The 19,300-nt window shown below is 66.3% G+C and carries 18 protein-coding genes and 1 tRNA gene; 10 read left to right on the forward strand and 9 right to left on the reverse strand.

Going from position 1 to position 19,300, the window contains the following annotated elements; all coding sequences use genetic code 11:
• Positions 1–72: 72 nt before the first annotated feature.
• Together AAFN88_RS12130 and AAFN88_RS12135 are read right to left on the reverse strand one after the other, a co-directional pair.
• Positions 73–2,424, reverse strand: coding sequence for a response regulator (locus tag AAFN88_RS12130; RefSeq protein WP_347520574.1), 2,352 nt, complete (start codon positions 2,422–2,424; stop codon positions 73–75).
• Positions 2,425–2,529: 105 nt separating this feature from the next.
• Positions 2,530–2,841 (reverse strand): BON domain-containing protein, encoded by a 312-nt coding sequence (locus AAFN88_RS12135; protein ID WP_347520575.1) that lies wholly within the window; start codon positions 2,839–2,841, stop codon positions 2,530–2,532.
• Positions 2,842–3,639: 798 nt separating this feature from the next.
• On the opposite strand from AAFN88_RS12135, the gene AAFN88_RS12140 reads away from it, so the two are divergent.
• Both AAFN88_RS12140 and AAFN88_RS12145 read left to right on the forward strand, forming a co-directional pair.
• Positions 3,640–4,299, forward strand: coding sequence for a hypothetical protein (locus AAFN88_RS12140; RefSeq protein WP_347520576.1), 660 nt, complete (start codon positions 3,640–3,642; stop codon positions 4,297–4,299).
• A 349-nt stretch (positions 4,300–4,648) separates the two neighbouring features.
• Positions 4,649–5,305 (forward strand): hypothetical protein, encoded by a 657-nt coding sequence (locus tag AAFN88_RS12145; RefSeq protein ID WP_347520577.1) that lies wholly within the window; start codon positions 4,649–4,651, stop codon positions 5,303–5,305.
• Between the two features lie 511 nt (positions 5,306–5,816).
• On the opposite strand, the gene AAFN88_RS12150 is transcribed toward AAFN88_RS12145, so the two are convergent.
• Positions 5,817–5,890: transfer RNA gene (locus AAFN88_RS12150), tRNA-Gln, on the reverse strand.
• Positions 5,891–6,153: 263 nt separating this feature from the next.
• Between AAFN88_RS12150 and AAFN88_RS12155 the strand changes: the two genes are divergently transcribed.
• Positions 6,154–7,278, forward strand: coding sequence for a Ppx/GppA phosphatase family protein (locus tag AAFN88_RS12155; protein WP_347520578.1), 1,125 nt, complete (start codon positions 6,154–6,156; stop codon positions 7,276–7,278).
• A gap of 13 nt (positions 7,279–7,291) precedes the next feature.
• Positions 7,292–8,074: an RlmE family RNA methyltransferase gene (locus AAFN88_RS12160; protein WP_347520579.1), complete on the forward strand. Its 783-nt coding sequence runs from the start codon at positions 7,292–7,294 to the stop codon at positions 8,072–8,074.
• Here the strand turns inward: AAFN88_RS12160 and AAFN88_RS12165 are convergent.
• Positions 8,071–8,520: a host attachment protein gene (locus tag AAFN88_RS12165; RefSeq protein ID WP_347520580.1), complete on the reverse strand. Its 450-nt coding sequence runs from the start codon at positions 8,518–8,520 to the stop codon at positions 8,071–8,073. The genes AAFN88_RS12160 and AAFN88_RS12165 overlap by 4 nt on opposite strands.
• A gap of 241 nt (positions 8,521–8,761) precedes the next feature.
• Between AAFN88_RS12165 and guaB the strand changes: the two genes are divergently transcribed.
• The 4 genes from guaB (at position 8,762) to guaA (ending at position 13,779) form a co-directional block, all read left to right on the forward strand.
• Complete coding sequence (guaB, locus tag AAFN88_RS12170; RefSeq protein WP_347520581.1) at positions 8,762–10,225, forward strand: IMP dehydrogenase; 1,464 nt, start codon at positions 8,762–8,764, stop codon at positions 10,223–10,225.
• A gap of 88 nt (positions 10,226–10,313) precedes the next feature.
• Positions 10,314–11,639, forward strand: a complete 1,326-nt coding sequence (locus AAFN88_RS12175; protein ID WP_347520582.1) for an RsmB/NOP family class I SAM-dependent RNA methyltransferase — start codon at positions 10,314–10,316, stop codon at positions 11,637–11,639.
• Positions 11,636–12,178, forward strand: coding sequence for a GNAT family N-acetyltransferase (locus AAFN88_RS12180; RefSeq protein ID WP_347520583.1), 543 nt, complete (start codon positions 11,636–11,638; stop codon positions 12,176–12,178). Before AAFN88_RS12175 ends, AAFN88_RS12180 begins: the two co-directional genes overlap by 4 nt.
• 53 nt (positions 12,179–12,231) lie before the next feature.
• Complete coding sequence (gene guaA / locus AAFN88_RS12185; protein ID WP_347520584.1) at positions 12,232–13,779, forward strand: glutamine-hydrolyzing GMP synthase; 1,548 nt, start codon at positions 12,232–12,234, stop codon at positions 13,777–13,779.
• Between the two features lie 251 nt (positions 13,780–14,030).
• On the opposite strand, the gene msrA is transcribed toward guaA, so the two are convergent.
• On the reverse strand, positions 14,031–14,537 hold the full coding sequence (gene msrA / locus AAFN88_RS12190; protein WP_347520585.1) for a peptide-methionine (S)-S-oxide reductase MsrA: 507 nt from the start codon (positions 14,535–14,537) through the stop codon (positions 14,031–14,033).
• 214 nt (positions 14,538–14,751) lie between these two features.
• Here msrA and AAFN88_RS12195 point away from each other — a divergent pair, with 214 nt between their 5' ends.
• Complete coding sequence (locus AAFN88_RS12195) at positions 14,752–15,105, forward strand: RidA family protein (RefSeq protein ID WP_347520586.1); 354 nt, start codon at positions 14,752–14,754, stop codon at positions 15,103–15,105.
• An 18-nt stretch (positions 15,106–15,123) separates the two neighbouring features.
• Here the strand turns inward: AAFN88_RS12195 and AAFN88_RS12200 are convergent, their stop codons facing one another.
• From AAFN88_RS12200 to AAFN88_RS12210, 3 genes are all read right to left on the reverse strand, one after another.
• Positions 15,124–15,510, reverse strand: coding sequence for a DUF488 family protein (locus AAFN88_RS12200; RefSeq protein ID WP_347520587.1), 387 nt, complete (start codon positions 15,508–15,510; stop codon positions 15,124–15,126).
• Positions 15,511–15,524: 14 nt separating this feature from the next.
• Entirely contained in the window at positions 15,525–15,818 is a 294-nt protein-coding gene (locus tag AAFN88_RS12205) for a BON domain-containing protein (protein ID WP_347520588.1), read from the reverse strand.
• Between the two features lie 167 nt (positions 15,819–15,985).
• Positions 15,986–17,260 carry an FAD-binding oxidoreductase gene (locus tag AAFN88_RS12210; protein ID WP_347520589.1) on the reverse strand — a complete coding sequence of 425 codons (1,275 nt, stop codon included), beginning with the start codon at positions 17,258–17,260 and terminating at the stop codon, positions 15,986–15,988.
• A 354-nt stretch (positions 17,261–17,614) separates the two neighbouring features.
• On the opposite strand from AAFN88_RS12210, the gene AAFN88_RS12215 reads away from it, so the two are divergent.
• Positions 17,615–18,499, forward strand: a complete 885-nt coding sequence (locus AAFN88_RS12215) for a c-type cytochrome (RefSeq protein ID WP_347520590.1) — start codon at positions 17,615–17,617, stop codon at positions 18,497–18,499.
• An 88-nt stretch (positions 18,500–18,587) separates the two neighbouring features.
• Here AAFN88_RS12215 and AAFN88_RS12220 read toward each other — a convergent pair whose 3' ends face one another.
• On the reverse strand, positions 18,588–18,944 hold the full coding sequence (locus AAFN88_RS12220) for a PilZ domain-containing protein (RefSeq protein WP_347521662.1): 357 nt from the start codon (positions 18,942–18,944) through the stop codon (positions 18,588–18,590).
• Positions 18,945–19,300: the final 356 nt, after the last annotated feature.

Below are 19,300 nucleotides of genomic sequence, written 5' to 3' on the forward strand. Positions count from 1 at the left end.
GTTGAACGGCAGGCCATTCTCTGCTGCATGGGAGGCCTAGCGGCGCGGAGGAGGGATTTGCATACGCCGGCGTCACCCGGCGTGCATGACGAGTCGGATCAGTTCTGGCAAGGACTTTGTCTTGGTTCGCTTCATGACCGCAGCGCGATGGTTTTCCACCGTGCGCTGGCTGATGCCGAGCCGCGCAGCGATCTCCTTGTTGGCATGACCTGCGATAACCTGGTCCATCACCTGTTGTTGACGCACCGTGAGCCCGGCGAGGCGCTCTCCGGCCGCTTGACCCGATGGCGACCGACCGGGAGACGACCCCTGCGCCAGGGCGCGATCAATACTGGCCAGCAGGTCTGCGTGCCGCACCGGCTTCTCGAGGAAGTCAACGGCACCGGCCTGCATCGCTGCGACTGCCATAGGCACGTCACCATGGCCGGTGATCATGATGGCGGGAAGGCGTGTGCCCGCCTCCTTCAACCGACCGATCAGGGCATGTCCGCTCATCTCCGGCAGGCGGGCATCGACCACCAGGCAACCGGCGCAGTCGCGCAAGCAGATTGCCAGGAACGCTTCACTGCTGGCATAGGTCCGAACGTCATAGCCGTGTTCCTGCAGCATCTCACTTGCGGTCCGCCGTATCGATTCATCATCGTCGACTACGAAAACGGTAGCTCTGGGCGGCGTCGCGGACGCAGTCGGCGTTCCGGCGCGGCCCGTTGCCCGCGAAGGCGTCATAAGGGATTGGGTGAGTCGCGTCAGGTCGGCCGCCTTAACCGGCTTGTGCAGATACAGGCAGTTCTGCTGAGAAATCTCGCGCAGCGTGTCAGATGAAATATCACCCGTCAGTATGACGACCGGAACTTCGTCATGCAGCGTCGCGCGCAGCGCGGTAGCGACATGGATGCCGGTCAGGCCCAAGGGCAGATTGTAGTCGGCCACAACGACATCCGGCCTCAACGTCCCGCGTGCCGCAAGCGCGAAAGCTTCGTGACCGTCAGCGGCGGCGACCGTGCGGTGACCTTCCTGCTCAAACAGCAGGACCAGCATCTCGCGGACCGACGGATCGTCCTCCACAATCAGGATTTCGCCGGTCCGCGGCGCGACCTGCGCCGGGCCGGCGCGGGCGAGCGCCAGGCGCTCAGCCTGCGACAGCCGCCCGATCGGCACGCTGACGGCAAACATCGAACCGACGTCCGACTGCGACTGGACGTCGATCGGGTGGTCGAGCAGACCCGCGAGGCGCTGCAGGATCGAGAGCCCCAGCCCGATGCCGAGGCGGCGGTCGCGTGCCGGGTTGTCCAGTTGGTAGAACTCCTCGAACACCGCCTGCAGCTGGTGCTCGGGAATGCCGATCCCGGTATCCCAGACCTCGATCCGCAGCATGTCGCCGCGTCGCCTGCAACCGAGCAGGACCTTACCCCGGACGGTGTACTTCAGCGCGTTGGAAATTAGATTGCGCAGCATCTGCTCCAGGAGCCGCGGATCGCTCCGTACGGCAAGGCTGCTCGCCACAGTGCGCCAGGCGAGCTTCTTGGAAGTCGCCATGCCGGCGAAGTCGTTACTCAATCGCTCGAGCAAATCGCCGATCGAGAAATCGGATACCTCCGGCCGCACGATACCGGCCTCGAGCTGATTTATGTCGAGTAGGGTGTTCAACATGCCCGACATGACGCCCAGCGTCTCATCGATTCGGCCGATGAGCTGCAAGCAGGCCGGGTCTTTGATCCGTTTCGTGAGAATGCCTTGCAAGAGGCTCAGAGTCTGCAGGGGCTGGCGCAGATCATGGCTCGCGGCGGCGAGGAAGAGTGACTTGCCGCGGTTGGCCCGCTCGGCCTGCGATTTGGCCAGCGCCAGGTTGTGGTTGACGCGGTTGCGCTCGGTGACGTCGTCGATGGCCAGCAGTATCCAGGACGTCGGCGCTGAAGCGTCGCGCAGCCGCCGCGCGGACAGCAGCAGCTGCCGGTGGCCGAGGAGAGGAAGGTCTATCTCGGCCTCGAGATCCTCGATCCCCCCGGTTTCTGAGCGTAGCCTTTCGAGACAAAGCCCCATTGCGGGATCGTCGAACTGGCTGGCGAAGGGGTGGCCGATGATCCCGGCGGGCTCGACATTGAAGGCGCGGTAGTATGCGCGATTGGCCAGGACGACGCAGGTCGCCTCATCCAGTACGACTAGGGGGTGTCCAATGGCGTCGATGATGCTTTCGGAGAAGGCCGGAGCCGTGTCGCGGTCCGGAATCCGGGCCGGGACGATGTCAAGCGCCCTATCTCGCGGTGGCGCGATGGGGTCTTGTCGGAAGGGATCGGGCGCGCTTGCCGCGACGGCGGCGACAGCGATCAGCTCTTCGCGCGGCGCCCGATTGGTGTGTTCGGCATCTGCCGTTTTCCGCTTTGCCGATTTTTCAGTCACGGAGGGTCGGTGTAGTTGTTTGGTCATTCAGTCCCGCTTCTGTCTCAAGGGAGTGTTTCGAACTGCGGTAGAAGCAATATCAGCCCGATGTTTCACGCCAACGCGGACTGCCTGCGACTGGCGTGCGCAGGTTCACCTGACCACAAGGTCATTGCGCACAGATTTGACGCCGTCTACCGCCATGGCGATAGATCCGGCGTGGCGTTTGGCATCGTAGCTGTCGACGAATCCACTGAGCTGGACGACGCCCTTGTAGGTCTCGACGCTGATCTGCATCGACTTCAGGCCAGGCGCGGCGAGTAGGTCGGCCTTCACCTCCGCCGTAACTGCGCTGCTGTCGATGTACTCCCCGGTGCTTTCCTGCTTGGGGGACGAGGAGCAGCCGGGCGCGATCATAGTTAGGCTAAGGGCAATGGAAGAGGCGAATAGCAGGCTTCTGGGCATGGTCGGGCACTCCCGGTGGCTGGTATCGGGCGGGGCTTAAGGTCGCGCGGTCGGCCACCACTGCGGCGGCTATCGGCGTGAAGCATTGAAACTCCATGAACCTACCGGCAATCGGTGCCCAATAGCAGGGCCGGAATATACCTAGGTATCTGCTTTAGCCTGGCCGTGGCTTGAGAGTTCCTTGACTTGGACTCTGAGGGTGCAGCGGCCGTTCGAACGCCGCAGAGCCCAAGAGCGGGTTTCTCTTGTCAATCAGGCTTGGACGAGCGGGCGGGTCGATGCCTCTCGTCTCCTAATGGCACTTCGGTGAAGTACCCCGGCGTCGATAGGATGTCTGCAATATGACCTGGTGCGGACGCGGGCGAGCCATAGACACAGCCGGAGAACTCTGCGGTTCAACAGTAGTCGGCTCCACCCTCATCGATGTGGCCCCCAAGGTTGAACGAACGACCCGCGCTCCATGAGTACGGAGATTGATGCACGGGCGATCGCGAAGCCTGCAGTCGAGCGGCCATCCACCTGCGCCGGCGTTTGGAATAGCGCTCGCGCTCCAGCAGAGATCCGCCGAGACGGCGGACCACATCTCATCACCATCCCGCAGCGCCGCTCGTAAGTTCGCGCCAGGTCCTATCAAGTGACCTGGCGCATTCGCTGGGGAATGGTGATCAGGACGGGGAAAGAGAAACAATAGCGGGGGCTGGCCCCGTGGCTCCGCCGCCTCTCTTCGGGCAGAGGCGGCGGAGCCACGATGGCCTGCCGTCGATCTGAAGAGGAATAGATCGAAAGGCAACAGAAACAATGTTTCACGCCCTCACACCCAACCTCGGCGATCCCCTACTTCTTGCTGAAGCCTCGCTGCCGGCCCTTCAGGAAGTGCTCGGTATTCATCGAGGAGAAGCCAAGGTCACCTATGACCCGACACTAAAGAACCCGGTTCGGATCAGACCGGCACCCGGAACTATATTGGATGCCGAAGAGGCCAGAAACCGCCTCTCGGAGATGATCGGGACGCTGAGCACGGCGGCGGCGCCGTTTGAGGTCTCGTTCTTGAAGGCGCGGGTCCGCCAGGCCAATCGCGAGCCTTATCCGCTCGATCTTATGCGAGTCGCTGCCGGTCTCCAGCTGTTCTTTCTTCGTGCCCAGCATCACAACGAGCTAATCGGCGACACGCTGGAGGTCGATGTTTCGCTGTCAATGCCAAAGGGAGACGCGAAGGATGTCCGTGCCTATGTTGACTGCCGGCTTGCCGGCGACAAGTCCGCTGATCGAGAAAAGCAGCAAGCGCTTGAAGAGTATTACGCGGCGGTCCAGGCGTACTGGTCACGACTCTGTCGGACGGATCTCGGTTGTTGGGCCCTTGAGTCCGGAATCGGCGAGTTTCGGATGACCGCCAGGGTGCTTGTCGATCCCCGAGAAGCTCTGTCAGCGATCGGCTTGTCGCGCCCAGCAGCAGCGTGAGGTGTACGACAAGAGAAGGCTGAAGTACTTCGCTCCCGAGTGACCGCCATCGATGCCGGGCCGCTTCTTGAGAGGCGCGCCCGGCATCGGCGCCTAGGGCAGCCGCTCCACGGCCACGCCACCGAAGAAGATCCACCCGGAACCGAGGGCCGGTTGTTCGGCTCGCTCCTAAGGAGAGCCGAAGCAACGGGCCCACGATCCCGAGACTCTATGAGTCCAAGTGTTTGCTGCCGCTAACACTGGACGCGCATAGCGCCCCTGGCTCCCGGAGCGCGCAGCGCTCGCCTCGCGAGGCGGCCTTCCCGCTCGCGAGTTCCTGACTAACGAAATCCGTACGGAGAAAGCAAGAATGACCACCTACAGCATTGATACCTTCAAGCCCCAGAGGACGTGCTGGCACACCCTCAATCGCTCGACGCCAGACTACCGAGACATGCTGCCGCTGCCGCATGCCGTCCCCCCCAAAGATCGGCCGCTGGTCCTCGATTTCCTGGCCCAGAGAAAGGGGGCGTCGCCTTTACAGATTTCCCGGCTGGATTACGGTCGCTGCGTTGGCGGCTACCGGACACGGGTCCTCGAGTGGCTCTATCATCTCGCCGGCGTGCTTGCCCCGGCCCAGCTGATCAGCCTGAGAGCCGAGCTCTATCCGGACGATGATCCGATGCCGAGCCTGCCGGCGGTCCAGTTCCGCGAGCTCGGCGCGTCGATGTGGCAGTCAGTCACGTTTCCGGCTCTGTTCGACAACTACCCCGCAGATTTCTACCTCAGTTTCTCTGCTGAAGTTGAAGAGTCGGGGGTTGTCGTCAGGCCCGAAGCGCACCTGGCGAGAGTCGGTCCGGAAGCTATAACCGGTCCGCTCGAAGGCTTGGCCTTCGTAGACGAAGCGATGGAGCAGGCACAGCTGCGCTGGCAGCGTTTCTGCGATGAGAGCTGCCACTGGCTCCTCGACTGCGGGATCACCCACATGGAGATCAAAGGCAGCACCGCCACCGTGTCGCGCCGATGACAGGCAGGCACAACGCTACGCCAAAGATGTGGGCAATGTGACGATGCGCCGGGACAGGCTGGTCACGGCGCATCCTCTTTGGTCGCACTCCGGTTGTCCAGCTTGGTCCCGGGCTCAATGGACCAATAGCTGCAGTGTCCGCCCCCACGCAGACATACAAGCCGACCAAGCGGCGCGCTTCAGAAAGCACGGTTCAACAACGCCGGGGCCCTTTGGGTTCCGGCCTTCTCTTGACAAAACAGGCGACGCGACCGCCGGCAGAAGGCCGGCGGGCGCCAACCCGATTGGAAAAACGATGACAGATAAGATGAAACTCCTGCAGCGCATTCACGATGCGACCGAAGCGCTCGTCTGTCTCACGCGCGGCGAAGTGCCGAGCGCGGAAGAGTCGGCCGCAGCTCCCTGATTCGAGGGGCCGCCGGCGGCAAATGTGTCACAGGGATGTGTCACACCCGCGCCGGCAGCGTGAGGCGCTGCCGAAATGGCTAAAATGCGAGATAAATCAGTGGTTTGGCTGGGGGACCTGGATTCGAACCAGGGCTGCTCGGGTCAGAGCCGAGAGTTCTACCGCTAAACTATCCCCCAGCAGGCGGGCCTGAGAGAGCCCCAGGCGGGCCCTTCATAGCGCGGCGGTGCTTTACATAGTCCTACCACCCCCCTGATGACAACCATTTTTCGGGCGGATTCCAACCTCGTTCCGGCGATTTTTCCGTCGATTTCGCGCTGCAACGTGGTCTGGGGTGCTGGCGAAAAGCCTTGTGATCACGCTAAGATAGCCGATAAAGGCATGAACAAGCGGGACCGGAGGCCGAACCGGTACCCTCGGAACGAACGGGAACGAGCTTCAGGTGACCGCCTCCGTCAACGGGCAGGGCCGCACTTCTTGGAGGCGGTCGGACGCCAGCCGGCAGCGCCGCGGCGCTGCGGAAGCCGTTTCCCCGGGGCTTTACGCGGCCCTCGATCTGGGCACCAACAACTGCCGCCTGCTGGTGGCCAAGCCCTCCGGGGACGGGTTTCGCGTGGTCGACGCCTTTTCGCGCATCGTGCGCCTCGGCGAAGGACTGGCCGCCAGTGGCCGCCTGTCGGGGCCGGCCATGTCCCGCACCCTGGAAGCCCTAAAAATCTGCGCCGCCAAGATCCGCCGGCGCGGCGTGACCCGCGTGCGCGCCGTGGCGACGGAAGCCTGCCGCAGGGCATCGAACTGCGAGGATTTTCTGGAGCGGGTCCGCAGGGAGACCGGCATCGAACTGGAGATCATCTCCCAGAACGAGGAGGCGGCGCTGGCGATCTGTGGCTGCGCGCCTCTCATCGACCCCGACATTCCCGACATTCTGCTGTTCGACATCGGCGGGGGCAGCACCGAGATTTGTTGGTTGAAGGTCCAGCCCGCCCGCGATGCCGCGGCGGATGCCCTCCCCCCGGCGGCGGAGTTGTCCCTTTTCGCCTGGGCCTCGGTGCCGATCGGCGTCATCACTCTGGCGGAGCGCCACGGCGGCGGCGAAGTCTCGTCCGAGACTTATCAGGCCATGGTCACGGAGATGGCGGCCGCTGTGGCGGCGTTCGATGACCGTCACAAGGTGACGGCGTCGGTGACCGGCGGCGAACTGCAGATGCTGGGAACCTCCGGTACCGTGACCACCTTGGCCGGGGTCCACAAGGACTTGCCGCGCTACAACCGTTCGCGGGTCGACGGCAGCTACCTGGATATGGATACGGTGCATGATATTTGCGCGCGGATCACCGCCATGAGCTATGCCCAGCGCGCGGCCCATCCCTGCATCGGGCCGGAGCGTGCCGATCTGGTGGTGGCCGGCTGCGCCATACTTTCGGCGCTGTGCCGCCTATGGCCGGCACAGCGTCTGCGGGTTGCCGACCGGGGCCTGCGCGAGGGCATGCTCTATGCCATGATCCACGGCATCAGCGCGCCCGAGGGGAGTTGGGCCGACCTGGGGGCAGCCCCCGGGTTGGACTGAGGAGACCGGAACCTTGGCAAAATCCGGCGGCGGAAGATCGCGGAGCGGCCGCGGCGCGCGCTCCACGGGCCGTGGCGGCGGCGCGGGCGCGCGCGATACCTCGGGCCGCAACCTCAAGGTCAGGGTGAAGACCGCCAAGCGGCGCTCGACCTCCTCCACCCGCTGGCTGGAGCGGCAGCTCAACGACCCCTACGTGGCCGAAGCGCGCAAGCGCGGCTACCGGTCGCGGGCCGCCTTCAAGCTGGCTCAGCTCGACGACCGCTTCCATTTCCTCAAGAGCGGTGCGCGCATCGTCGATCTGGGGTGCGCACCCGGCGGCTGGCTGCAGGTCTTGGCGGAGCGCTGCGGGCGCAGCGGCAGGATCGTCGGCATCGACCTGCAGGAGGTCGAGCCGGTCGCCGGCGCCGACCTGCTGGTCGGAGACTTTCTGGACGAAGACGCTCCGGACCGCCTGAAGACGGCGCTGGGCGGCCCGGCCGACATCGTGCTGTCGGACATGGCGGCGTCCTCCACGGGCCATGCCAAGACCGATCACCTGAAGGTCATGGCGCTGGTCGAGGCCGCGCACCTCTTTGCCCGCGAGGTCCTGGCCCCTGGCGGAGCCTTCGTGGCCAAGGTGCTGCAGGGCGGCACCGAGCGCGAGCTGCTTGCGGAACTGAAGCGGGATTTCGCCAAGGTCAGCCACGTGAAGCCGGCGGCCAGCCGCGCGGACTCGGCGGAGATGTATCTGGTGGCCACGGGCTTTCGCGGCACGCCGCCGGCAGAGGACCGTGAGGACGGCCAGGCCGCCGGCTAGACCGCTATGACCTCGCCCAGGTGCTTGGCCAGTTCGTGGTCGGGAATCGGGGTCAGGTCCTTGGACAGCTCGCCGTCGATCTTGGCCGTGGCCTCTTTGTCCAGAGCCTGGCGCAGGTCTCCCAGGGTCTTGGCTGGGGCGACCAGCACCAGCCTGTCATAGCTCTTCAGCCGCGCCGCGGTGTTGAGGATCTCGGCGAGATCCTCGGCAAAGCGCCGCTTTTCCTCGCGGTGGGCATCGCTCGGCGGCTCCATGGCGTGGCGCTGGGGGCCCATGCGGTCGTGGCTGCGCCCAGGCCGGTCGGCGTCGAGCTCGCGGCTCGGCTTGTGGGGGCGGCGCATTTCCTCTGCCGGCAGGGGTGTAAGTCCTTTGCCGGGTCCGGTATTCTCCAAAATCCGTGCCCTTGCGCCATCGGCGATGACAATCCAGCTGCGGGTTGATCTCATAACGGACTTCCTGAGTTCGGCTTAGATTTCAGGGTGATATTCCCGCCACTTCGCGGACGGTGCGATGATCCAGGTCAATCTTGCCGGAGCGCGAAACCCCTGGACCGGGAACTCCGGCGCCAGCCATGACCGCAACGCGGCCCCCCTATGTTAACGCCGATGCGGGGGAGGGGCGCAATCCGCTTGGCATCGCGGGGCCTATGTGTATGATGCGGCGCCAATCACCGCCAAGGGGATAGGCATGGAACTCCGACAGGCTCTTACTTTCGACGACGTTCTTCTCGAGCCGGCGGAGTCCGCAGTCCTCCCAAATCAGACTGACACGCGCACCCGGCTGACCCGCTCCATCGAGCTGGGTATCCCGCTGGTGTCCTCCGCCATGGACACGGTGACGGAGGGCCGCCTGGCCATCGCCCTGGCCCAGGCCGGCGGTATCGGTGTGATCCACAAGAACCTGGATATCAGCCAGCAGGCCGACGAGGTCCGCCGGGTGAAAAAGTTCGAATCGGGCATGGTGGTCAACCCGGTCACCATCCACCCTGACGAACCCCTGGCCAATGCCCTGGCGCTGATGGAGAGTCACAGAATCTCCGGCATTCCGGTGGTCGAGCGCAAAACCAAGAGGCTGGTCGGCGTGCTGACCAACCGCGACGTGCGCTTTGCCGAGAACCCGCAGGAGCTGGTCTCGGCGCTGATGACCAAGGAACGCCTCATCACCGTCAAGGAAGGCGTCAGCAAGGAAGAAGCGCAGCGCCTGCTGCACCAGCACCGCATCGAGAAGCTGCTGGTGGTGGACGACGACTACGTCTGCATCGGCCTGATCACCGTGAAGGACATGGAGAAGGCGCAGGCCTATCCCCATGCCTGCAAGGACGACCAGGGCCGCCTGCGCGCCGCCGCCGCCATCGGCGTCGGGCCCGACGGCATCGCCCGGGCCGAGGCCCTGCTGGATGCGGGAGTGGACGTCATCGTGGTCGATACCGCCCATGGCCACTCCAAGGGCGTGATCGGCGCGGTCAGCGAGGTCAAGCGTCTGTCCAATGTCGCCCAGGTCATCGCGGGCAACATCGCGACGGCGGAGGGCGCGCGCGCGTTGGTCGATGCTGGGGCCGATGCGGTAAAGGTCGGTATCGGACCGGGCTCGATCTGCACCACCCGCATGGTCGCCGGCGTCGGCGTGCCGCAGCTTACTGCGCTGTTCGACACGGCGGAGGTCTGCAGCAAGCAAGGCGTGCCGGTGATCGCCGACGGCGGCATCAAGTTCTCCGGCGACCTGGCCAAGGCCATGGCGGCCGGCGCGAGCTGCGCCATGATCGGCTCGCTCTTCGCCGGCACCGAGGAGAGCCCCGGCGAGGTCTTCCTCTTCCAGGGGCGCTCCTACAAGTCCTATCGCGGCATGGGTTCGGTGGGGGCCATGGCGCGCGGCTCGGCCGACCGCTATTTCCAGCAGGAAGTGGCCGACAACCTGAAGCTGGTGCCGGAAGGCGTCGAAGGGCGCGTGCCCTACAAGGGGCCGGTCGGCGCCGTCATCCATCAACTGGTCGGCGGCCTGCGCGCGGCTATGGGCTATACCGGCAGCGCCACCATCCCCGAGCTGCAGAAGAACGCGCGTTTCCTGCAGATCACCAATGCCGGCCTGCGCGAAAGCCACGTCCACGACGTGACTGTCACGCGCGAGGCGCCCAACTACCGCAACGAGATGTGATCGGACGCGGGCTGCCATTTCCCACGCCGTCCAGGCCGCCAGTGTGTCCGCAGCGACCGGCCTTCTCCCGCCACGGGAGGGCCGCGCCATGATGCCGGCGGCGCGCCTGCAGGCGACCATCGAGATCCTGGACGGCATTGCCCAACAGCAAACCGCGCCGGAGTCCCGGCGCCCGGCCGAGCGGGTGGTGAACGACTACCTGCGCCAGCGCCGCTACATCGGCTCCAAGGACCGCCGCGCCGTCACCGCGCTGACCTATGACGTGCTGCGCCACCACGCGCGCCTGTCCTGGTGGCTGCGGCAGGGCGAGGGCAGCGCTGCGGCGCCGCGCCAGCAGCTGCTGGCCTACCTGCTGCTCTGCGAACATGAAGATCGAGAAGCGCTGAACCGGCTCTTCGACGGCTCGCGCTACGCGCCGCCGCCGCTGACGGCGGAGGAAGCGGCGCTGGTCGGGCGCCTGGAGGCGGCCGCCCGGGAAGCGGCGGCGCCGCCGGCCTGGGTCGCCAACGAGGTTCCGGAGTGGATCATGCCACGCTTCGAGGCGGCCTTTGGCGCCGCAGCGGAAAAGGAAGCCGCCGCCTTGCTGCAGGAAGCGCCGGTGGACTTGCGGGTGAACACCCTGCTGGGCAGCCGCGAGGAGGCCCAGGCCGCCCTGGCTGAAGAGGGCTTCGTGACCATGCCGACGCCGCTGTCGCCGCGCGGCCTGCGGCTTGCCGGGCGGCGGGCGGTGCGGTCCAGCACCGCCTTCGGTGCTGGGCTGGTCGAACTGCAGGACGAGGGCTCGCAGCTCGCCGCCTTGCTCTGCGGCGCGCGCCCGGGCATGGCGGTGGCCGACGTTTGCGCCGGCGGCGGGGGCAAGACTCTGGCCCTGGCGGCGGAGATGCAGGGCAAGGGGCGGCTGCTGGCCATGGACATGGAACAGGCGCGGCTCGACCGCAGCGCCATCCGGCTGAAGCGTGCGGCAGCGGAGTTCGTGGAGCGCCGCGCGGTGAAGAACCTGGCGGCGGCGGACGACCTGCACGGCGCCTTCGACCGCGTGCTGGTCGATGCGCCCTGCAGCGGCAGCGGCGCCTGGCGGCGCCATCCCGATGCCCGCTGGCGCCTGACGCCGGAAGCGCTGGAAGGTTACAAGACGGCGCAGCGCGAAGTGCTGCGCCGGGCGGCGGGTCTGGTGAAGCCGGGCGGGCGGCTGATTTACGTGACCTGCTCGCTGCTGCCGGAGGAAAACCGCGAGCAGGCCGAGGCCTTCCTGGCCGATAAGCCAAACTTTGCCGTGCGGCCGCTCGGCGAGGTCTGGGTGGAGACCCTGAGCGCACCCTATCCCGGCGACGTGCCTTATCTGACCCTGACGCCGTCGCGTCACGGCACCGACGGTTTCTTCGTCGCGGTCTTCCAGCGCGGGGAGGAAACATGAACGAGCTCTTTGTCCTCCGTCCCGCTTTGCCGCGCGATGCCGACGCCATCGCCCGGGTCCACGTGGAGACCTGGCAGAACACCTACGCCGGGCTGGTGCCTTCGGACTACCTGGCGCGCATGAGCGTGGCGCGCTCCTCGCCGCAGTGGCACCGCGCTGCCGCCAGGGCGGAGAAGGGCAACGACCTGATGGTGGCGGAGGTCGACGAGGAAGTCGTCGGCTTTGTCTCCTTCGGGCCGACGCGCAACCCGGAGATGCCCTATGGCGGAGAGGTCTACGCCCTCTATGTTGGCGTCGACTGGCAGGGGCAGGGGCTGGGACGGCGCTTGCTCGCCACGGCGCTGGAGGCGCTCTCGAAGGAAAAGCACAAGGGGGCCATGGTCTGGGTGCTGGCCGCCAACCCGGCGCGCTTCTTCTACGAGGCCATGGGCGGCGAGCGGGCGGGGGAGCGGCTGGAAGAGTTCGCCGGGACCTCTTTGGAAGAGTTGGCTTACGGCTGGCCGGACCTGGAGTCCTGGCTGGCCCAGACGAAGAGCTGAAGACAAGATGCAAGGCCGCCTCGCAGCGGGGCGCGATCAGGACGGAAAACCGCATGACAGACCGCATTCTCATTCTCGACTTCGGGTCCCAGGTAACCCAGCTCATCGCCCGGCGGGTGCGTGAGAGCGGGGTCTACTGCGAGATCTTTCCCTTCAACACAGACCCGCAGCGCATCGCCGACTTCGCGCCCCAGGGCATCATTCTGTCCGGCGGGCCGGCGTCCGTCACCGGCAGCGATACGCCGCGCGCACCGCAGATCGTCTTCGAGTCCGGCGTGCCCATCCTCGGCATCTGCTATGGACAGCAGACCATCTGCGCGCAGCTTGGCGGCGAGGTCGAGGGCTCCGACCACCAGGAGTTCGGCAAGGCCTTCGTCGAGCTGCAGGCCGACACCACGCTGACCAAGGGCGTCTGGGCCACCGGCGAAAAGCACCAGGTCTGGATGAGCCACGGCGACCGCGTCGTGCGCCTGCCCGAGGGCTTCAAGGTCTACGGCACTTCCGAGGGCGCGCCCTACGCGGTCATCGCCAACGAGGATCGCAAGATCTACGCCGTGCAGTTCCACCCCGAGGTCGTGCACACGCCCGACGGCGCCAAGCTGCTCGCCAACTTCACTCACGCGGTTTGCGGCTGCTCCGGCGACTGGACCATGGCGGCCTTCCGCCAGCAGGCGATTGACGCGATCCGCGCCCAGGTCGGCGACGCCAAGGTGATCTGCGGCCTCTCCGGCGGTGTCGATTCCTCGGTGGCCGCCGTGCTGATCCACGAGGCCATCGGCGACCAGCTCACCTGCATCTTCGTCGACCACGGCCTGCTGCGCCTCAACGAGGCCGAGCAGGTGGTGGACGTCTTCCGCGGTCACTACAACATTCCGCTGGTCCACCGCGACGCCAGCGACCTCTTCCTCGGCAAGCTGGACGGCGTCGACGACCCGGAGAAGAAGCGCAAGATCATCGGCGGCACCTTCATCGACGTCTTCGAGGAGGAGGCGGCGAAGATCGGCGGCGCCGACTTCCTGGCCCAGGGCACGCTCTATCCCGACGTTATCGAGTCCGTCTCTTTCACCGGCGGGCCGAGCGTCACCATCAAGTCGCACCACAACGTCGGCGGCCTGCCCGAGCGCATGAACATGCAACTGGTCGAGCCCCTGCGCGAGCTGTTCAAGGATGAGGTGAGGGAGCTGGGCCGCGAGCTGGGCCTGCCCGAGGCCCTGGTCGGCCGCCATCCCTTCCCGGGGCCGGGCCTGGCCATCCGCATCCCGGGCGCGGTGACGCGCGAGCAGGCCGATATCCTGAGGAAGGCCGACGCGGTCTACCTGGACGCCATCCGCAAGGCCGGGCTCTACGACGCCATCTGGCAGGCCTTCGCCGTGCTGCTGCCGGTGAAGACCGTCGGCGTCATGGGTGACGCGCGCTCCTACGACTACGTCTGCGCCCTGCGCGCCGTCACCTCCACCGACGGCATGACGGCAGAGAGCTACCCCTTCGACCACGACTTCCTGGCCGGCGTCGCCACCCGCATCATCAACGAGGTGCGCGGCATCAACCGCGTCGTCTACGATGTGACCTCGAAACCGCCGGGGACGATTGAGTGGGAGTAGGGCTCGTGGGAGTAGGGTGCTAGCCGCCCCTCACTTCGCCGTATGCACGCCGCTGTCGTCCCGGGGCTTGACCCCGGGACCCATTGACGTTGGTGTATGAAGATCCCGTCCCATGGTTGGTTTGGTGTCGGCTGCTAGCGCAGTACGTCCGATGTCGGCGTCGCAGTCAGGTGGCGAGGGCATTGGATCCCGGGGTCAAGCCCCGGGACGACAGGATTGCCTGTGGCGATCCTCGAGTGTGAATAGTCCGCCTACTCCGCTGCGCTGCGCTTGGGCAGGACCCAGTTGGGACGCACGAAGTGGCAGGTATAGCCGTGAGGGACGCGCTGCAGGTAGTCCTGGTGCTCCGGCTCGGCCTCCCAGAAGTCGCCGGCCGGCTCCACCTCGGTGACGACCTTGCCGGGCCAGAGGCCCGAGGCGTCGACGTCGGCGATGGTGTCCTCGGCGGTCTTCTTCTGCTCGTCGCTGGCGTAGTAGATCGCCGAGCGGTAGGACATTCCCCTGTCGTTGCCCTGGCGGTTCGGCGTGGTGGGATCGTGGATCTGGAAGAAGAACTCCAGCAGTTGCCGGTAGCTGATCTTCCCGGGATCGAAGAGGATCTCGATGGCCTCGGCATGGGTGCCGTGGTTGCGGTAGGTCGCGTTGGGCACGTCGCCGCCGCTGTAGCCCACGCGGGTCTCGAGAACGCCCGGCAGCTTGCGGATCAGGTCCTGCATGCCCCAGAAGCAGCCACCGGCCAGAACGGCTCGCTCGGTCATTGCGGTATCTCCCTGTGTGGAACCGATCCCAATATGGGATCAGGCGGCGCGCCTTGCCAATCCCGTTTTCGTGAAGCCCGGCGGGGCGGCGGCAGGCTGCCGGGGGCGGCGGGTATCCGCCCCGCGGCTGCCGATTTCGCTCGACGGCCCCGCTTGGCCGACGTATCTCAATCGGGCCGTTCGAACTGTAACTTCTACTGAAAAAGGAAACTCCATGACCGACATCAAGCGTATTGACGTAGGCCCGCGCATGTCCCAGGCCGTCGTCTACGGCAATCTCGTCTTCCTCGCCGGTCAGGTGGCGCAGCGCGCGCCGGGCGCCTCGGTCGCCGAGCAGACGAAAGACATCCTCGCCCGCATCGACGAGCTGCTGGCGCAGGCCGGGACGGACAAGACCAAGCTGCTGTCGGCGACGATCTGGATCACCGACATGGCGACCTTCAACGAGATGAATTCCGAGTGGGATGCCTGGGTGTCGCCGGGCAACACGCCGGGGCGCGCCTGCGTCGAAGCCAAGCTCGCGGCCCCGCAGTACACGGTGGAGATCGCCGTGGTCGCCGGGGTCTAGCTTCAGGCCATTCTTGGGTCAGCCAAGCTTCGCGCCGCGTTCGGCCAGCAGGTCGCGCAGCACGGAGCGGTGGCAGCGGGCCTCGTCCTCGCAATAGCAGCCGAGCGAGAAGTCCGCGCCATGAGAGAGCGCCGCCAGCAGGTCCAAGGTCCTGCTGGCGGCCGACTCTTTCATCTCCTTTTTGAACTCCCGCACGAAGGCGTTCCACTGCGCCGCCGTCTCCGCTTTCAGGGCCTGGGCGACCAGCGCCTGGCTGGGCGAGAGTTCCGGGTACCAGACGTCGTACCAGTCGTCGGCGGCGTAGCGTTCCTTCTTCACCCCGCGCGGCGGCCGCCGGACGGTGCCGATGCGGGTGCCTTCCCTGGGGCTGCGCCGGGTGCCGAGGCGGACGATACGAAGGGTCATGAGGTTAAGTCCGGCTATTGGACGACAAGGTTGTTGTGGACCTTCTTGACGCCGTCCACGGTCCTGGCGACCTGGGTGGCGCGGTCCTTGTCGGCCTGGGACTCGACGAAGCCGCTGATCTGCACCTCGCCTTTGAGGGTGGTCACGTCGATCTGGAAGATGTTGAGGTCCTTGTCGTCGATGAGCTTGGCGCGGACGGTGTTGCTGATGACCGAATCGTCGATGTATTCGCCCGCCGTCTCGCCGCTGCAGGCCGCGACCGGACCGGCCAGAAGGCCGATGAGAAAAATGGCTTTGAGCAAACGCATCATCATCATGTCTCCTAAGTTCGTTTTCCTGCTTCTTCACGGTCCTGGGACCCCATCCGCCGTCGGCAGCGGCGATGGCCCTCTTAAAGGGCGACTCTTATAGCATCCCGCGCGCCGGAATGTGTGTTCAGGTTATGCCCGTTCCCAAGGGGCGCCGGGCCGCGGACTCACGGCGCGAGGTGAGCGAGCTGCGCGCCGAACTCGATCGCGCCTTCCCTGAGCAGCCGGAATCGCGCGTCCCGCGGAACCGTACAGGGGAGGGGACAGTCGCCGTCCCGCACGCGGCCCAGCGCCAGGTCGGCCAGCCAGCGACCGAAGACCGTGCCTGGGGCGATTCCGCGCCCGTTATAGCCGCAGATCGTGATGACGTTATCGTCCAGGCGGTGGAAGCGGGGCAGGTTGTCGTCGGTCATTCCGATGGTGCCGAACCACTCGGCCTCGAAACGGACAGCCCCGATCTCCGGAAAGAGGCGGCGCAGGGCGCGTTTGGCCCAGGCCCGGTGGACGGCGACGCCGCTGCCCCGCAGCGCGCCCACGCTGCCGACGATCAGGCGCCCGGCCCGGTCGAGCCGTAAGGAGGTGAGCACGGTCCTGGTGTCCCAGGCCCCCTGCCGCTCGGGCAGGATTTTCCGCTGCAGGTCCTCCGCGAGCGGCGGCGTGGCAAAGTTGAAGAACGGCAGTTTGACCTGCTGGCGGCGCAGGTTGGACCAGGGCGCCGCGGAATAGGCATCGGTGGCGACGATGACCCGCGCCGCGGTCACCGATCCTTGAGCCGTGGCCAGGCGCCAGTCCGCTCCGCTCCGCTCCAGGCGGTCGGCCCGGGACCCGGTATGGAGCGTCGCACCGGCCGCGATGGCGGCCCGGGCGAGCCCGCGCGCGTAAGCCAGCGGCTGAATGGTGCCGGCGCGGCGGTCGAGAAGCGACGCCGCGAAGGCCGTGGTGCCGGTCTTCTCGGCGGTCTGGGCGGCGTTCAGCAGCTCGACGGCGGCCCCCCGGCGGCGCCATTGCGCCTCGCGCTCCCGCAATTCCCGCAGGCCGGAGGAGCCCACGGCACAGTGAAGCGTCCCGCTGCGCACGGCCTCGCAGTCGATGGCGTGCTTTTCGATCAAGTCGAAGACCGCGCGGGGGGCGTCGCCGAGCAAGTCCAGAAGCGCTTCGCCCCGCTCTGGCCCCATGGTTCCGACCAGGACGTCCGGTTGCACCCACATGCCTGCGTTGACCAGGCCGACGTTGCGCCCGGCGCCGCCGAAGCCGATCTCCGCAGCCTCAAGCAGAATGACATCGGCGCCGGATTCCGCCAGGTGCAGGGCCGCCGACAGGCCGGTATAGCCGCCGCCGACAATGACCACGTCCGTCCGGCAATCGCCCGCCAAGGCGGCCGTCGCCGGCGCGGCCGGTGCGGTTGTCTCCCATAGACCGTGGGATCGGGGATCGCCGAGCATGGAATCCTTTCGTCAGCAGCAGGTGTCCTGCCGGCCCGGTGGCAGGCCGGCAAGCCGCCCTGAGCCGAGGCCAGTTATAGCGACGGATGGGCCGGCGTTCATCTCTTGTGTCCGTCGCCACGCAAGCCGCGGCCGCGTCCCACGGATATACCCTTCATAGAGCAGGATGCCCGGTTTCAATTCACGGCGGTTGCACGCCCGCGGTGCCATTGAATAGATGCGTCCTTCCCCCGGTCCGGCTGCCTCTTTTGCGCTACGGATTCCGGCTGGTGTGGCATCCTGGAATCGGCTAGAGAACGCCGCCGCAATTAACAGGCGCGGCCAAAGCGCCGATTTTGAGGGATATTAGACATCATGCGATCGTATAGGGGGACCACCGCGCCGTGCCGTCTCGGGCGCCGGGGCTGGGCCGTTGCCTGTGCCGTTCTGGGGCTTGCCGCCATAGTGATCTCCGCTGCGGAGGCGCGCGCCGAAACCCTGCTGGAGCGGGGAACCTACCTGATGCAAAGCATCGTCGCCTGCGGCAACTGCCATACGCCGCAAGGCCCCGAGGGCCCGCTGGCGGGCATGGAACTGGCGGGCGGGCTGCGGATCGACGACGATGCCTTCACCGCCTATGGCGCCAACCTGACGCCCGACGTCGAGACCGGACTCGGCGGTTGGACCGACGAACAGATCATCGCGGCGATCCGCGAGGGGCGCCGCCCTGACGGCTCCATCATCGGGCCGCCCATGCCGATCAGCCTCTACCGCAGTCTCTCCGACCGTGACGTGCGGGCCATCGTCGCTTATCTGCGCAGCCTGAAAGCGGTGAAGAACCAGGTGCCGGCCTCCGAGTACCGGATCCCGCTGCCGCCGAGCTACGGCCCGCCGGTAACCGCGGTGGCCGAGGTGACGCCGGCCGATGGCGCCGCCTACGGCGCTTACCTGGCCGGCCCGCTGGGCCACTGCATCGAGTGCCACTCGCCGATGGGGCCGAAGGGTCCGGATTGGGAGCACCAGACGGGTGCCGGCGGCTTGGCGTTCCGCGGACCCTGGGGCACCAGCTACGGCGCCAACATCACACCGGCGAACCTCGGCGGCTGGAGTGACGCCGAGATCAAGATGGCGATCACCCAGGGGCTCCGCCCCGACGGCAGCCGGCTGCTGCCGCCCATGCCGGTCGGCTACTACGCCAATATCGCCGAGGCCGATCTCGACGCGATCGTCGCCTATCTGCGCAGCCTGCCGGAAAGATAGGCGCGGGAAGCGACGTAGGGGGCCTTGGATGGTGTGCTGTCCGGGCCCCCGCGTCTGAAGCCGGGGGCGTCGGGAAGGGGCCTCGGGGTCAGGCGTGGCCGACCTGCAGGCAGCGTTGCGGCAGCAGTGCGGCCATGATGGCCGCGACTTTCTCCGGATCGTCCTGGAAGCAGAGCCCCAGGGTCTCGCCGCGGCGCCAGACCACCTCGCCGCCGAAGTGTGCGGCGCCGGTCAGCAGCAGGGTGACCTTGGTGCCTACCGGCACTTCGCCCGCGGCCCAGACCTTCACGCCGTTGAGCGAGGCATCCAGGACCGTGCCTTCGACGGTGCCCTCAGGCGTCACCAGCCGGGCCTTGAGAACCGTGGCGGCGCGGATGAAGCGCCGCCGCTCGGAAGGATCCGAATCCTGCAGTTGGGATGCGCCGACGTCCTGGTCCCAGGGCATGTTCACCACCGTTTGTCTGGGGGCCTCCGGGACCGCCCAAGGGTTGCACTTCGGCCTCGCAGAGTGAATGAGCCAGCGGCAGTTGGGGGAATCTACCGCTGGCTCGATCGAGACAGATACTCTTCCTCAAGCCGATTGGGGAAAGCTAAGGAATTGCCTGATCGTCCCATTATTAGATTGCTTGCCGCTTAAGTTATTAGGTTAAGGAAGGCCTGCGATGGGAAGGCGGGCGACCGGTTAAGGTGGAGTGCCGCGAGCAAGAAATATTGTTTAAAAACAAATATTTTTAATGTTTTTCTTAGGTCGAACCGCGCACTTCTTCACTCTCTGCGCCGGATGGCGGGGCGCGAGGGAGC

The organism is Pelagibius sp. CAU 1746 (genome assembly GCF_039839785.1).
Classification (GTDB): Bacteria; Pseudomonadota; Alphaproteobacteria; order Kiloniellales; family Kiloniellaceae; genus Pelagibius.